Genomic DNA, 13,466 nt, shown 5'->3' on the forward strand with positions numbered 1-13,466 from the left:
GCTGCGCGGCCACCTCTCCCCGGCGGGGAGAGGTGTTGGCGCCGTTTTGGCGCGACTTTGGAACGGAACGGCCTTCCGGCCTGTTGGTCTTCTGGAAAAGGAGAACGGATTATGAGTGTTGCACGGGTAACGGAAATTATTGCGAGTTCGACCAAGGGCATTGAGGATGCGGTCGAGCAGGGCATCGCCAAGGCGAGCGAGACGATCCAGGGCATTCAGGGCGTCTGGGTCAAGGATACCAAGGCGGTCGTTGAGAATAACAAGGTCTCCGAATGGCGCGTGACGCTGATGGTGACATTTATCGTCAAATAGCGCGCGGGTTCGCGTGATGTGACGCGGTTGGGGTCCGGTTCCTGTTTTGGGGGCCGGGCCTTTTTTGTGTGCGGGTGTGGGGTGATGTGGTCCCCAGCCTTCACGTCATACCCGCGGAAGGGCGATGTCCATTTTTGCGATGGCGTCTGGTTGCGGGGTCAAGAGATGGGCTCCGGGTTTCACCGGGGCGACGGGATGGGGGTTGGCGGGATGTGCCGGGTATGCTGGGATGCTGGGATGCTGGGATGCTGGGATGCTGGGATGCTGGGATGCTGGGATGCTGGGATGCTGGGATGCTGGGATGCTGGGATGCTGGGATGCTGGGATGCTGGGATGTGGGGGTGTGGGGAGAGGTTTGGACGCTCGGCTTTGCCTCGCGCCCCTCTCCGGCCGCTGCGCGGCCACCTCTCCCCGGCGGGGAGAGGGGGTGTGGGGGCCCGCATCGCTTGCGACCCTTTCCGGGCGGGCGGGGCGGAAAAAGGACTGTCCTACAGGTGGCGGGATCGGTGATACTGCCGGGATGAGCGACTGGATCGAGGGCGGGGCGGGGCCGGATGCCGCCGGGGCGGGGCAGGGTTTGCCCGGATGTGGACATGTGCCTGTGCCGGATACGCACCGGCCCGGGCGGGATGCGGCGCGCGCGCCTGACGGGCTCGCCGAATGCCGGTCCGAACGGCAGCACCGGCATGACGGGTGGACGGCGGTGCGGCAGGCGAAGTTCCTGAACCGGCTGGCGGAGACGGGGGTAATCTCTGACGCATGTGCGATGGTGGGAATGTCGACGACCTCCGCCTATCGGATGCGGCAGCGGAGCGAGGGCTTCGCGCGGGCGTGGGAACAGGCGCTGGACCGGGCGACGGTGGAGCTGGAGGCGATCGCTTTTGAACGCGCGGTCAATGGCGTCGAGGAAGACATTATCCATTATGGCAAGAAGGTCGGGACGCGGCGGCGCTATTCCGACACGCTGCTGAAACTGCTGTTGCAGCGGCGGCGGCCGGAAGCGTTCGGCGCCGCAGAGGGCGCGGGCGGGTCGCTGCGCGATGCGAACGGACGGCTGCCGTGGCAGCGGGAGGTGGCGGCCGTATTGAAGGACGAGCCGGACCTGGTGCTGTGCGATGAACAGGGCGCGCCGATCCTGGACGTGGATACGGGCGAAGCGCTGTCGGCGCAGGCGCGGTCGCTGCAGGCGCTGCAAAGGCTGCGCGCGGGGCAGGCGGAGGCGCATTCGCAGCTGGAACAATATCTGATCGAGGCGGAGGCAGAGCGGGCGGCGAGCGGCTGGGTCACCGTGCGCGTGCGGATCGGCGATGAGGGCGCGGTCTATGATGAAGCGGGCGACGTCTTTGCGGTGATGACGGATGACGCACGGGCGCGGTGGGATGCGGGGCGGTGAGGGGGGAGGCAGGCGCGCGATGAGGCGGCGTTACTCCGCGGTCTGCGTCTCGTCCTCGCCCTCGGCCATTTCCTCGGCCTGTTGCGCGCGGCCCTCGGATAGCTGTTCGGCGGCGTCTTCGATGGTTTCCGCGTCGGCGGTGGGGGCGGTCTGCTCATCCTCCATAACGGCGGGGGCGAGGCAGAGCGTGGCGGTGACCGGAAAATGGTCGCTGCCGATCTTGCCGAGGCGTTCGAAGCTGACCAGGCCGAATTCGGGGGTGAAAAAGATGTGGTCGAGCGGCCAGCGGGCAAGCGGGACCTTCGCATTGTAGGTCGCGAAATAGCCGCGGCCGATGCGCGGGTCGAGCGTGCCCGAAAGCTCCTGAAACAGGCGCGTCGTGTCGGACCAGGCAACGTCGTTGAGGTCGCCCGCGACGATGGCGGGCAGCGGGGACCTGGCGACGTCGCGCGCGGTCAGCACCAGCTCCGCATCGCGCGGGCCGGAATCCTTGCCCGGGATCGGCGGGCGCGGATGAATGGCGAACAGGCGGAACGCCGCGCCGCCCGGCAATGTGACGTCGGCGGCGATGGAGGGAATGTCGGGCTCTACCATGAACCGCGTCGACATCGCCCCGACAGGCATGCGGGAATAGAGCGCCATGCCATAGGTATTATCGAGCGGGTGCAGCCGCTGGTGCGGATAGGCGGCGGTCGCCGGAGCAAGCGCATCGGTCCAGAACCGGTCCGTCTCCACAGCCAGGATGATGTCGGGATCACGCTCGGCAAGGAGGGCGAGCAGAGGCGCGGTGTCGCGGTTGGTCTGCAGGACATTGACCATCAGGATGGTCACCTGCTGGTCCGCGGGGCACTTATCGATGCTGGCCGCCTGTACCGGGGCGAGGGCGGCATAGGGCGCGATGCGCACGGCCTGATACGCAAAGGCGAGCGCGGCAACGGCGATACCGGCCCAGTGCGCGCGCCAGCCGAGCGCGAACAGAACGCCGCCGGAGAGGAACAGCAGCGCCGCGATCTGCACGCGCGGGAACTCCATCGCGCGGACCCACCATTCGTCAGTGGATATCAGCGGCAGGAGCGTGGCGAGCGCGAGGATCATGACGACCGCCCGCACCAGCCATGTGATGACCGACCTCAGCAAGACGGATTAGCTGCCGATATGTTCGGAAAGGAAGGCGGTGAGGGCGCGCCATGAGCGGGCATCGGCCCTGGCATCATAGGCCATGCCGTCGGCCTTGGCATTGGCGTCCCTGTTGGTGAAGCTGTGCACGGCATGGCCGTAGGCGGTGAGCGTCCAGTCCGCGCCGCGCGCGGACAGCTCCTTCGCAACGGCCTCGACATGTTCGGGCGGGGCCATCGGGTCGTCCCAGCCATGGTGGATGGCGACGCTGCTGTGGATCTGCGGCTCGTCCAGACCCTCGGGCGCGCCGAGCAGGCCATGGAAGCTGATGCTGGCCTTCACCCGCGCGCCGGCGCGGGCGGTGTCGATCGCGCACAGCCCGCCGAAGCAATAGCCCATCACGGCCATGCGGTCCGCATCGACCGCGTCATGCGCGGCAAAGGCGTTGACGAGCGAGAGCAGGCGGCCGCGCAGTTTGGCGCGGTCGTCCTTCAGCGGCATCATCAGGGCCGTGTTTTCCTCCTGCGTGGTGCCGCGCTTCGCATCGCCGTAAAGGTCGCAGGCAATGCCGATATAGCCGAGCCCGGCAAGCGCGCGGGCGGCGCCTTCCTCATGCGGGGAGCGGCCTGACCATTGATGGTAGATCAGCACCGCCGGGTGCGGGCCGGTCCCCTCAGGCAGGACGACGAGATTCTTTAGCGTGGCCCCGTCATGGGCGACATCGACGATGAGTTCAGTCATGGATCAGGCTCCGGCTTTTTTGGCTTGTTCCCATGCTAGACGCCCGAGCGGCTCCACCCGTTCCGACATGGCGGCGGCATGTTTGCTGCTGGCGGTGCCGCGAATGTGTCGGCCCTTGATCCCGTGAATGATCGCGCACAGGCGGAACATGTTGTACGCCATATAGAAATCGACGTTCGGGACCGTGCTGCGCCCGGTGCGTTCGCAATAGGCCGTAACATATTCTTCTTCCGTGGGAATGTTCACCGCGGCCAGATCGCGGCCCACCAGTCCGGCGGTTTCCTCGGGCGGCATGCGGTACATCATGGCGTGATAGGTGAAGTCCGCCAGCGGGTCGCCAAGCGTGCTCAATTCCCAGTCGAGGACGGCAATGACGCGCGGTTCGGTGGGATGAAAAACCATATTGTCGGCGCGGTAGTCGCCGTGGACCACGCGGGCGGGGCCTTCGTCGGGAAGGTTGGCGGGCAGCCATTCGCACAGGCGGTCCATCTCCTCGAAATGCCCCGCCTCCTCATCGGCCTGATATTGACCGCCCCAGCGGGAAATCTGCCGCGCGAGGTAGTTTTCTTTCTTGCCGAAGTCGCCAAGGCCGATCCGGTCGGGTTCGAAATTGTGCAGGTCGGCCAGCGTCCTGTTCATGGCGTCGAAATAGAGGTGGCGCTCGGCGGTATCGACTTCGGGGAAGGTCGTGTCCCAGAAGATACGGCCATCGGCCATGTCCATGATGTAGAACCACGTGCCGATGACCGCCTCGTCCTGACACAGGCCATAGGTGCGGGGCGCCGGGAATTGCTGTGCGCCAAGCGCGGTGATGACCTTATATTCCCGGTCGACGGCATGGGCGGATTTCAGCAGCTTGCCCGGCGGCTTGCGGCGCATGACGTAGGTTTTCGCAGGCGTCGTCAGCTTGTAGGTCGGGTTCGACTGCCCGCCCTTGAACTGCGCGACCGTCAGCGGGCCGGAAAAGCCCTCCACATTGGCATTCATCCAGTCCTCAAGCCGGGCTTCGTCGAACCTGTGCGCCTCCCGCACCTCCTGCGTTCCGGAGAACTGATCCTGCTTGCTGGTCATGGTGCCTCCGCTCGGTGCCTGGTCGCGGTCATATGTGACGGGAAGCCGCAGGGTTGAAAAGGGCGCGATTTCGGGAGGTAGTCTATAGGGTAATCCGATGAACCCGCTCCGTGCCTCCATCGCGAAGGAAGTCCGCGCCATGTTTGCGGCGGATGACGCACAGCCCGGTTCAGCGGGAGACAGTTTCGAACCGGGCATCGGCCTGTTCGCTGAGGGCGCGGTCGCGCGCGACGTGCACCGCGACGTGACCACGATGATGATCGGCGGCGTGTCGGCGCTGTTCCTGCAGATGCTGCACCCCGGCGCGCTGGGCGGCGTGTGGGACCATAGCGATTTCAGGAATGACATGCTGGGACGGCTGCGCCGGACGGCGCGGTTCATCGCGGTCACAACCTATGGCCGGCAGGAGGATGCCGACAGGGTCATTGCGCGGGTCCGGCGGGTGCATGACCATGTGCACGGCACATTGCCGGACGGCACGCCCTACAGCGCGAACGATCCGCACCTCTTAACATGGGTGCATGTAACGGAACTGATCAGTTTTCTGCGCGCGTGGCGACGCTACCACAACCCGAACATCAGCCGCGCGGACCAGGACCGCTATTTCGCTGAGAACGCGATCGTCGCCGAGCGGCTGGGCGCGAAGGATGTGCCGCGGACGCTGCATCAGGCGGAAGTCTATTTGAAGATGGTGCGGGAAGAATTGCGCGCCGATGCGCGTGTCCGCGAAGTCGCGGGCGTCCTGCTGGCGCACCGCGCCGACAAGGCGGCGGCCCAGCCGGTCGTCGACCTGCTGATGCGCGCGGGCCAGGACATGATGCCCGACTGGGCCCAGCGCCTGCACCGCGTCCGCTGGCGCCCCGGCGAACGCATCGCCGTGCGCATTGGAGCGGGCGGACTGACGAAAACCGTGGGCTGGGCGATGTCGGGATAGGGCTGGCGGCTGGCCGGTCACGTCACCGGTAGCGATGAGGGGCTGCCGCTGCCCCCTCCTTCATCCGTTTCCCATTCACTTGCCCAGAAGGCGGAACAGGGTTTCCTGATCGGGCATGCCCGTTGCTTCCAGACCTTCGCGCTTCTGAAAGCCGGCAAGGCTGGCGACGAGGTCAGCGTCCGCTTTCGCATTGACCTGGCCGACGAGAAGGTCGCGCGTGGAAAGGGCACGCTTCACCCGGCCGATGGTCGCGGCATAGAGGCGTATCCGCGTTTCACCATTGGCGACGGTCCGCCGCGGGCTCGCCACTTTCAGCCGTCCCGGTTTCAGGCTTTCCACCATCCGGCCGGCAACCTCGAACAATCGCATTGACGGGTTGGCTTTGCAGAACTGGGTGATCGAGGCGGTCAGATAGAGCGGGTCCTGCCAGGGGAGCAGCTCGTACGTATCCGCCTCATAGCGGTTCGCTGCCGACAGATAGCCCGAGAACCAGCCCATGGCCGCCGCCGTCCGCATATTGCGCGAATTCATCGCGCCCGTGAACTCGCGGCAGGGCAGGGCTCCCGCCCCCTTGACGGCGAAGCGGTTCTTGCCGTCGCCGGCCGCGGCCTGTGCTGGCAAGGCCAGCAACAGTCCCGCGACCACGACAAACCAGGCCGCCCTCATACGACCATCCTGCGACGACGCCATGCCAGCGCCGCCACGGACAGGCCAAGCAGGCCCAGTATCCCCGGCGCGGAAACCGCCGCCGCTTCGATCAGGAAACTGGCGATCAGCGCGTCATGGTCCGACGGCGCCCCGAAAAATTCGCTATTCGCGTGCACGATATCGAATTGCGGATCGAGGCCGAGCAGCGCCTGGGTGACAAGGATGTGATCCAGAAGCTGGGAATTGCCGTCAAAGATGAAACTATAGGCGTCGAGCTGACCGGCCAGCAGGTCCGCAAGATCCGTCAGCACCTGTTCACCGCCGATGCCGCGCAGGATTTCAAGCGGCGAGAAGAAGCTGAACTCGTTAAGGTCGCCCAACGTGATGACCTTCGCCAGCGGATTGTCGGCCAGCAGCGTATCGACAAGCGCGTTGACAAAGGCGGCCTGCGCCCTGCGTTCATCCTCGCCGCTATTGATCGGCGGCTGTACGGCACCGAATAGCGGGGACGAGCCCAACTTCGAACTGAAATGATTGTTGATGAGCGTCACGGTCTCGCCGTTGAAGACAAACTCCGCGACCAGCGGCTTGCGGGACCCCGCAAAGGCAGGGTCAGTGGTCGCACCGTCCGGAAACGCGACGGAATCCTCGACAAGGTCGACCCGGTCCGCAAGGTACAGATAGGCGTTGCGGATATTGCCGCCGGGTTGACCGCCGGCGGTACCGTCCTGCGGCGCCACCTCGGCGAAGGCGTAGCGCGGGCCGCCCGCCGCGGCGATGGCCTCGACCAGCGTCTGCAGGGTCAATGTGGCATCCGTCGTACCGTCGTTGAAACTGCCCGAACTGTCCTGGATTTCCTGCAGCGCGATGATATCCGGCGCGCCCATATTGTTGGCGATCTGCGCTCCGAGAGCCGCGAATTTGCCATCGGCGATATCGCTGTCTCCATCCGCGTCATTCGCATCGAGATTGAGAACGTTGAAACTCGCCACGGTCAGGCGGTCTCCGCCCGCATCAATGGTCGTCGTCTCCGGCACGAGATTGCCTGCCTGCACCACATCGACGGACTGGCCGTCCAGGGGCACGATTTCGTAATTTCCGAAATTATAGCCCAGCACGCCCTCAACATCGCCGATCTGGTCGCCGACGCTGGCCGCCGTCGCCTGGCCGCCCTGCAGCTGAATCCGCTCCGGATTGAAATCGCCTTCGGAAATGGTCAGTCCGCCGCGGGCGTTCACGCCCGTCGCGCCGGCACCGCCGTTCGCCACCACGAAGGTTTCTCCGAACCGGTTGGTCGGCCCTACGGCCGCCGCGTTTTCGACGGTGACGATCATGCCCTCCATCGATTCGTAAAAGTCGATGCCGTCATTTTCAGGGTCGAACGCGGCGAAATTATCGTCATCAATAATTTGCGTGGGGGCCATACGGCCCGATGCGCCCAGAACGACGGCGGCCGGAAGCGCGTTGCCGCTGGAATTCACGGTCAGTGAATCGGGCCGCGCGATCTGCGTCTGCGACAGATTGCCGGTACGGGCGCCGCCGGGAATGAATTCCGAGACACGGCCGGAAATGGTGACATCGTCACCCGCGGTGACGGTCGGTGCGCCGCCGGTGAAGACAAAGATGGCGTCCGATGTCGCGACATTGCCGTCACCCGCCGCATCCTGCACGTAAAAGCCATTGCGCGCGATGCTGGTGACGATGCCGGAGGTGGTGACCGTGCGTCCTTCGAGCGGGCTGGTCTGGGCGGCCCCCTGAATGTCGTAAATCGCTGTCAGGTCACCCGATGGCGGCGGCGGTGGTGGTGGCGGTGCGCCCGTGAAGCTTTGGCCGGCATTCACCATGTTGCGAGTCGCGGTCTGCGGCGCGGCCCATGTGAAGTCGCCGGGAGCCGAACCGCTGCCCGTGCGCTGCAACGAGAAACCGACCGGCGTCGAACTCGATTCGCGAACGCCGACATCGACGCTCGTCATTCCGCCCGCGGGGCCGCTGGCGGCTGTGAAACTGCCTTCATAGCTCAGAAATTCAACAACGCTGCCACCGTTGTCGACCAGTGCGAAGCCATCCGGTCCGCCATTCTGCAGGCCCACCGCGTCGAACGACAAAAAGCCGAAGCCGCCGGAAACATCGCCGAACGTTCCGCCAAGATTGATCGTATTGTAAACGCTGCGCCGACTTGCAGTGCCATTATAGAGCGCCAGGGACCAGCCATCCAGACTGTCGCCGGCCGATCCGGCAAGCTCGATGAACTCGCCGACATCGGCATTCCGATTGTCATAATGGAATTCGTTCACGAACACGATCGCGGACGTTGATACCGGCATCGTAACGATTGCGGTGCTCAGCATCAGTTTTGAGATGATACGCATAGTTTCATACCCTGTTTGGCTAGTGCGGTTTTGACAGAAGTGCAGTCTAGGGAAGTTCCGCAATTGCCGGTAGGTAGTTGGTAATTAAGTTTTTAAGACATTTTTGCGCTGCTTTGGGCTTACCGGCGAGACAGCCATTCGCCCCGATCGTGCGGGACAGCGCTTCACCCAAACGGCGAAGGCGCCACGTCCCCTGGCAGACCGAGAAATTTCAGGGACACTGAAGTTACAGCGATGCTACGCCTTCATTCATGGAATGATGGTTGCGGCAGCGCCGCAACCGGAGCCGACCACCGTGCGGGGGCAGCGCAATTGACCGCGCCGGTCGCTTGCGCGGTCCGGCAGATGCAACCGCCCGCCACCGGCGGTGGGCGGCGGCGTGCGGCCGCAAAAATTGGGATGCTGCCGCTATAATCAATAGCTATGGTGTTCCTGTAATCCTACGATCAGGAAAAACCGGGTATCAGGGAAGGGGGGGCGATAATATGACTTTACGCACCATAACAATCAAACATGGTCTGATTTTTATACTGGCAGGGCTGCTGATCACCTATCATGTGGTGACGACTTATCAGCTTTATGCGAATTTTCCTGATTTTTCAAACATACAGTTCATACAATTCATACTGAAAATTGCAGTAGCCTTAAGCTTATGCATGGTCATATGGGGCAGTGTCACAGGCAGGAAGTGGGTATTGTGGGTGATGTGGATCAGCATCCTGTCGCTAATTGCCAGTCAATATTGGCTACACTTTAACCCGCAATCCGCGGAACTTGCGATGGCGGAAGCCCTATCCGAAAAGTCGGTCTTTTCTTATTTGCGGGGGCTTATTTTTCCAAGCGCAATCACTCTGCTTTTCCCTGGCCGGAAGTCATAGGCGTTCGCTGCCGGTTTAGATTTGAATACGGAGGAGGCGTCCGGGGAGGCAGGCATGAAGTGTCGGTGGGCTTTACACTTTTGCCCTGGCGCGGACGCGCTCGTTTTGAAAACGTAACGGAAATGCGTGCTTAGACATCTGGCACGGCGGTTGCATGTTGATGTTCCGTAACGATCATCCGATCAGTAAAGGAATTTCACAGTGAAAAAAGTCCATTATCTTCTTGCGGCCGTGACGCTCGGCATGTCCGGCGCGGCATCGGCGCTCAGCATCACCACCGACCAGGGCGACCAGTGCTTCACCAGCGGCGGCGCCCCGGCGAACTGCGTCGCGGTATCCGCGGCACGCAGCAACGCGGCGTCGATCACCGATGGCGATGCCTCGACATTCTTCTCGCTTGGCGTTGCCAATGCGAACGGGGGCCCCGGTTCGGTCACCGTCAACGTTTCACCGCTGGTTTTCGATGGCGACATCTTTGCCATTGAGATCACGAACGGCAATCCAAACGGCAATTATCCTGAATCGGCGATCTTCACCTTCACGGGCAGCTCGCCATCCTCGACGATCCGCGTGGACAATCTGTCCGCAGCCTTCGCCGGTACGAACGGCCTGACGGCGACGTCGTCAAATGTCGGCAATCAGAGCGTGCTGACCATCCTGCTGGGTGCGAACTCGTTCGATACGCTGGTAATCACCGACAACACATTCGCCGATTATGCCGCTTCCTATGTGAACAGGCGTTCGGACGGTTTCGATCTCGGCGAGCTGCGGTTTGCCACCACGCCGTTCAATCAGGTGCCGGCACCGGGCGCGATGGTCCTGCTCGGCCTCGGCCTTCTCGGCATGGGTGCGATGCGTCGCCGCGCACGCTAAGCCAAGACCGCCGATAAAGAAGGGGGAGTGCGTTCCAGCAAGGCGCACTCCCCCTTTTATGTGGTATTCATAGCCGTACCCGCTGCGCAGGAGCAGTCGTTGGAGCCGGATGCCACCGCGCCCGGAACTGGATGACCGGCGCGGGCTATGCTGCCTCGCGCTGATGGCGGCCTTCGCGCACCTCCTCGATGATCTTCGCGCAAAAGGCGTCGAGATCATCGGGGTTGCGCGAGGTGATGAGCGCCTGATCGACGACGACTTCGCTGTCCTCCCAGATACCGCCGGCATTTTTCACGTCGGTGCGGATGGACGGATAGCTGGTGACGTTGCGGCCCTTGATGACATCCGCCTCGACGAGCAGCCACGGCGCGTGGCAGATGGCGGCCAATGGCTTGCCGCTGTTGAAAAAGTCGCGGACGAACGAAACGGCGTCATCCTCGACACGCAGAAGGTCGGGGTTGATCTGTCCGCCGGGAAGCACGAGGGCGTCGAAATCGGCGACCTGGGCGTCGGCCAGCGTCATGTCCACATCGACCGCTTCGCCCCAGTCGCCATCGTCCCAGCTTTTTATCGAGCCGGTTTCGAGTGAGATGATCGTGACCTTCGCACCGGCCGCGGCAAGCTGACGCCGCGGTTCGAAGAGTTCGGATTTTTCGAAGCCGTCGGTGGAGAGGATGGCGATACGGGCGTTCTGGATGGCTGTCATGGGTGAGATCCTTCATGGGGCCGGGTTACAGGGGCTTCCGATGCGGGAATGTGGTGCCGACACGTCAGGAAGCGTTCGTAAAACTAACCCAGGTCAGCCGCGTCCGGTTCCCGCGCCGCAGGGACTGCGTACTTCTGCCGCACGCATCCTGACCGCGTGAGGAAGCGGCGCAGACCGGCACGCGTTTCGCATTCACCACGGACGTCGGGCGCGTGGCGAACGGTGACGGGGCAATTGCCGGTGATGAGGCCGCATTCAGGACATAGCATGGCGATCTTCTTCCCGGCCTATTCTTCGTCAGGCGCACGCCCCGCGCCGCGCCCGGCATCGTCGTCAACGCCGCTATTGGAACTGAAAAACGCGAGCGCCATGAGGCCGGCGCCAAGAACCACCGAGACGATCACGCCGATGCTACCCGCGATCACCGCCGTTCGCGTCAGCGCATCGGACACCGCCAGATACGCGATCAGCGCAACCTCCATCAGGAGCGCCGCGCCGAGGACATAGCGCATGAGCCGGTTGAAGCTGCTGCGCGCCGTTTGCAGCCGTGCGCTCCTGTCATCTGCGCTGGTCATGAGCTTTCATCTCCATTCAGGGACATTGGCGGCGGACAAGTGTAAAAGTCGACCCGCATTCGCATCCGGTCGCCCGGTACGACCCAGTGCGGCTGATCGGGCAATATGATTCCCGGCCGGTCTGGCGTGACGAGACGTGTCGGCGTGCCATCGGCGAAGTGCAGATCGAGGCTCCCCTCCATGGCGCGCACAACGCCCCATACGCCCGGCTTGGTCCGATGTTCCCTGCGCAGCGCCGCCGGAAGATCGGTCTCGTCGAAAACCGGTGAGGACCTGTACGGCGATGCGTCGTCTATCGGCTGGGCTCTGTCGGTCATCGGCCATGCTCCTCAATCAGGATGTTGCGGGACTGTTCCGGTGGTCGGGTTGCGGAATTTTGAACCAGAGCGCCAGCTTCAGGCTTTCGGAAATACGCTCCGCCTTTGCCTGCATCGCCTGTGCATCGGCGACCGGCAACAGGTCGTTGGTGGTTTGCCGCCACAGGGCAAGCCAGCGTTCGAACATGTCGGGGGTCAATATACGCGCATGTTTCGCATGGGCGGCGACGGGGTTTCCCTTATAGCGTCCGCTGGTCAGCATCACCGACGACCAGAACGCAATCAGCTTTTCCAGATGCGGCCCCCAGTCATCGATCGCATCGTTGAACACCGGCCCGATCAGGTCGTCTTTCCGAACACGGGCGTAGAATGCGGGAATGACCCGTTCGAGGGACGCTTCGGTGAGGGACGATGTATGTGCCATGATCTCTTCTAAACATGTATGTGACATCTATCTATACGAATCCAGAAAAACATGCAATATAAATACATGATAAAAGGAACGCGCTGGATAGGGAGAGCCGATGCGCCTGACGCGCCATACTGATTATGCGATACGGGTGCTTATGCATCTGGGTGCCGCTGACAGGTTGGTGTCGATATCGGAAATCGCCAGCGCCTATGGCATTTCGCAGAATCACCTGATGAAGGTGGTGCACAATCTGGGAAAAGCGGGATATGTTGCGAGCGTTCGCGGCCGCGCGGGCGGTGTTCGTCTGGCGCTGCCTGCCAGCGCCATCAACCTGGGCGACCTTATCCGGGATACGGAGGAGAGCCTGGATCTGGTGGATTGCGCACATTGCGTTGTGGCGCCCGCCTGCGGTTTCACGGCGATCGTCGATGAGGCCCTAAGCGCGTTTCTGGCCGTATTCGACCGTTACACCCTTGCGGATGTGCTGACGCAGCCAAGTGCGCTGCTCGCGCTTCTGCGCCCTATGGGTTTTGCGGCGACCACGCTTGCGGAACCGCAGGGCGAAACGGGTGCGACCGGGTGATGGTCCGGCCCGCCGCCGACCTTAACGAATAAGCGGCCGGCAGCCGGAGCCGCGCATGCGTTCGCGCAGGACAATTCCGCAGGAAAATTCTTCTGCGCTGGCTTACCGGTTCTTGGCTTCCTGGCGGTAGGCGGCGCCGCGGCGTTCGGCGACGCAGATGGAGTAGGCCACCTCATCATCCTTGGAACGCGCGCGGCATTCGGCGCGGGCGCGTTCGGCGGCGGTCATGGCGCGTTCCGACTGCTCCCTGGAAAGACCGGGCTTTTCATGGGCGACGAGGGCCGCGTGCTTTGCCTGGGCAGCCATGATCGGTAGCGGAGACAGAGCGACAGCGATTGCCGCAAGAATCGCGGTGCGCGTCAACGTCGGTACTTTCGTGCCTGTCAGTGCCATGATTCTCATACATCCTTATATCATATTCTAAATGGGAGCGCGCGGTGCCGCCTAGGTAATCGGACAAAATGTCCATCAGCCGCGCAGCGCTGCTCCCGAGTAGAATTTCCGGTTTGAAAAACCGGCCCCTGTGCGGTGCCACCTC

General features: G+C 63.1%; 16 protein-coding genes. 6 read left to right on the top strand and 10 right to left on the bottom strand.

Annotated features, from left to right (window positions below):
* Positions 1-111 precede the first annotated feature (111 nt).
* Positions 112-312, top strand: coding sequence for a dodecin family protein (locus KCG44_RS14060; RefSeq protein WP_218446756.1), 201 nt, complete (start codon positions 112-114; stop codon positions 310-312).
* Positions 313-832: 520 nt separating this feature from the next.
* Entirely contained in the window at positions 833-1,705 is an 873-nt protein-coding gene (locus KCG44_RS14065; protein WP_218446757.1) for a hypothetical protein, read from the top strand.
* Between the two features lie 30 nt (positions 1,706-1,735).
* On the opposite strand, the gene KCG44_RS14070 is transcribed toward KCG44_RS14065, so the two are convergent.
* Genes KCG44_RS14070 through KCG44_RS14080 form a run of 3 tightly spaced genes read right to left on the bottom strand, consistent with a single transcriptional unit; the run spans position 1,736 to position 4,633 of the window.
* Positions 1,736-2,842, bottom strand: a complete 1,107-nt coding sequence (locus tag KCG44_RS14070; protein ID WP_218446758.1) for an endonuclease/exonuclease/phosphatase family protein — start codon at positions 2,840-2,842, stop codon at positions 1,736-1,738.
* Between the two features lie 6 nt (positions 2,843-2,848).
* The gene (locus KCG44_RS14075; protein ID WP_218446759.1) at positions 2,849-3,562 is read right to left on the bottom strand and encodes a dienelactone hydrolase family protein; all 714 of its coding nucleotides are present in this window, start codon (positions 3,560-3,562) and stop codon (positions 2,849-2,851) included.
* A 3-nt stretch (positions 3,563-3,565) separates the two neighbouring features.
* The gene (locus tag KCG44_RS14080) at positions 3,566-4,633 is read right to left on the bottom strand and encodes a phosphotransferase (RefSeq protein ID WP_218446760.1); all 1,068 of its coding nucleotides are present in this window, start codon (positions 4,631-4,633) and stop codon (positions 3,566-3,568) included.
* Between the two features lie 97 nt (positions 4,634-4,730).
* Between KCG44_RS14080 and KCG44_RS14085 the strand changes: the two genes are divergently transcribed.
* The gene (locus KCG44_RS14085; RefSeq protein WP_218446761.1) at positions 4,731-5,567 is read left to right on the top strand and encodes an oxygenase MpaB family protein; all 837 of its coding nucleotides are present in this window, start codon (positions 4,731-4,733) and stop codon (positions 5,565-5,567) included.
* Between the two features lie 75 nt (positions 5,568-5,642).
* Here the strand turns inward: KCG44_RS14085 and KCG44_RS14090 are convergent, their stop codons facing one another.
* Positions 5,643-6,233: a peptidoglycan-binding domain-containing protein gene (locus tag KCG44_RS14090; RefSeq protein ID WP_218446762.1), complete on the bottom strand. Its 591-nt coding sequence runs from the start codon at positions 6,231-6,233 to the stop codon at positions 5,643-5,645.
* A complete protein-coding gene (locus KCG44_RS14095) occupies positions 6,230-8,584 on the bottom strand; it encodes a DUF8508 domain-containing protein (RefSeq protein WP_218446763.1) in 2,355 nt (784 codons plus the stop codon). The genes KCG44_RS14090 and KCG44_RS14095 overlap by 4 nt, the downstream gene beginning before the upstream one ends.
* 485 nt (positions 8,585-9,069) lie before the next feature.
* Between KCG44_RS14095 and KCG44_RS14100 the strand changes: the two genes are divergently transcribed.
* The gene (locus KCG44_RS14100; RefSeq protein WP_218446764.1) at positions 9,070-9,462 is read left to right on the top strand and encodes a hypothetical protein; all 393 of its coding nucleotides are present in this window, start codon (positions 9,070-9,072) and stop codon (positions 9,460-9,462) included.
* Between the two features lie 201 nt (positions 9,463-9,663).
* A complete protein-coding gene (locus KCG44_RS14105) occupies positions 9,664-10,335 on the top strand; it encodes a PEP-CTERM sorting domain-containing protein (protein WP_218446765.1) in 672 nt (223 codons plus the stop codon).
* Positions 10,336-10,480: 145 nt separating this feature from the next.
* Here KCG44_RS14105 and KCG44_RS14110 read toward each other — a convergent pair whose 3' ends face one another.
* The 4 genes from KCG44_RS14110 to KCG44_RS14125 all read right to left on the bottom strand — a co-directional run bounded on the left by KCG44_RS14110 (position 10,481) and on the right by KCG44_RS14125 (position 12,357).
* Positions 10,481-11,041, bottom strand: a complete 561-nt coding sequence (locus KCG44_RS14110; protein ID WP_218446766.1) for a type 1 glutamine amidotransferase domain-containing protein — start codon at positions 11,039-11,041, stop codon at positions 10,481-10,483.
* A 287-nt stretch (positions 11,042-11,328) separates the two neighbouring features.
* Positions 11,329-11,616 (bottom strand): hypothetical protein, encoded by a 288-nt coding sequence (locus tag KCG44_RS14115; protein WP_218446767.1) that lies wholly within the window; start codon positions 11,614-11,616, stop codon positions 11,329-11,331.
* Entirely contained in the window at positions 11,613-11,933 is a 321-nt protein-coding gene (locus KCG44_RS14120; RefSeq protein ID WP_218446768.1) for a TehB family protein, read from the bottom strand. The genes KCG44_RS14115 and KCG44_RS14120 overlap by 4 nt, the downstream gene beginning before the upstream one ends.
* A 16-nt stretch (positions 11,934-11,949) precedes the next feature.
* On the bottom strand, positions 11,950-12,357 hold the full coding sequence (locus KCG44_RS14125; RefSeq protein WP_218446769.1) for a group III truncated hemoglobin: 408 nt from the start codon (positions 12,355-12,357) through the stop codon (positions 11,950-11,952).
* A gap of 100 nt (positions 12,358-12,457) precedes the next feature.
* Here KCG44_RS14125 and KCG44_RS14130 point away from each other — a divergent pair, with 100 nt between their 5' ends.
* On the top strand, positions 12,458-12,928 hold the full coding sequence (locus KCG44_RS14130; protein WP_218446770.1) for an RrF2 family transcriptional regulator: 471 nt from the start codon (positions 12,458-12,460) through the stop codon (positions 12,926-12,928).
* 102 nt (positions 12,929-13,030) lie between these two features.
* Here the strand turns inward: KCG44_RS14130 and KCG44_RS14135 are convergent, their stop codons facing one another.
* Positions 13,031-13,321 carry a hypothetical protein gene (locus KCG44_RS14135; protein ID WP_218446771.1) on the bottom strand — a complete coding sequence of 97 codons (291 nt, stop codon included), beginning with the start codon at positions 13,319-13,321 and terminating at the stop codon, positions 13,031-13,033.
* Positions 13,322-13,466 lie beyond the last annotated feature (145 nt).

The sequence above is a fragment of the Pacificimonas pallii genome (assembly GCF_019204005.1).
Taxonomy (GTDB): Bacteria; Pseudomonadota; Alphaproteobacteria; order Sphingomonadales; family Sphingomonadaceae; genus Pacificimonas; species Pacificimonas pallii.

Excerpts from the sequence above, each read along its gene's own strand:
- KCG44_RS14060 (WP_218446756.1), top strand. The coding sequence starts at position 112 with ATGAGTGTTGCACGGGTAACGGAAATTATTGCGAGTTCGACCAAGGGC.
- KCG44_RS14065 (WP_218446757.1), top strand. The coding sequence starts at position 833 with ATGAGCGACTGGATCGAGGGCGGGGCGGGGCCGGATGCCGCCGGGGCG.
- KCG44_RS14075 (WP_218446759.1), bottom strand. The coding sequence starts at position 3,562 with ATGACTGAACTCATCGTCGATGTCGCCCATGACGGGGCCACGCTAAAG.
- KCG44_RS14080 (WP_218446760.1), bottom strand. The coding sequence starts at position 4,633 with ATGACCAGCAAGCAGGATCAGTTCTCCGGAACGCAGGAGGTGCGGGAG.
- KCG44_RS14085 (WP_218446761.1), top strand. The coding sequence starts at position 4,731 with ATGAACCCGCTCCGTGCCTCCATCGCGAAGGAAGTCCGCGCCATGTTT.
- KCG44_RS14090 (WP_218446762.1), bottom strand. The coding sequence starts at position 6,233 with ATGAGGGCGGCCTGGTTTGTCGTGGTCGCGGGACTGTTGCTGGCCTTG.
- KCG44_RS14095 (WP_218446763.1), bottom strand. The coding sequence starts at position 8,584 with ATGCGTATCATCTCAAAACTGATGCTGAGCACCGCAATCGTTACGATG.
- KCG44_RS14100 (WP_218446764.1), top strand. The coding sequence starts at position 9,070 with ATGACTTTACGCACCATAACAATCAAACATGGTCTGATTTTTATACTG.
- KCG44_RS14110 (WP_218446766.1), bottom strand. The coding sequence starts at position 11,041 with ATGACAGCCATCCAGAACGCCCGTATCGCCATCCTCTCCACCGACGGC.
- KCG44_RS14115 (WP_218446767.1), bottom strand. The coding sequence starts at position 11,616 with ATGACCAGCGCAGATGACAGGAGCGCACGGCTGCAAACGGCGCGCAGC.
- KCG44_RS14120 (WP_218446768.1), bottom strand. The coding sequence starts at position 11,933 with ATGACCGACAGAGCCCAGCCGATAGACGACGCATCGCCGTACAGGTCC.
- KCG44_RS14125 (WP_218446769.1), bottom strand. The coding sequence starts at position 12,357 with ATGGCACATACATCGTCCCTCACCGAAGCGTCCCTCGAACGGGTCATT.
- KCG44_RS14130 (WP_218446770.1), top strand. The coding sequence starts at position 12,458 with ATGCGCCTGACGCGCCATACTGATTATGCGATACGGGTGCTTATGCAT.
- KCG44_RS14135 (WP_218446771.1), bottom strand. The coding sequence starts at position 13,321 with ATGGCACTGACAGGCACGAAAGTACCGACGTTGACGCGCACCGCGATT.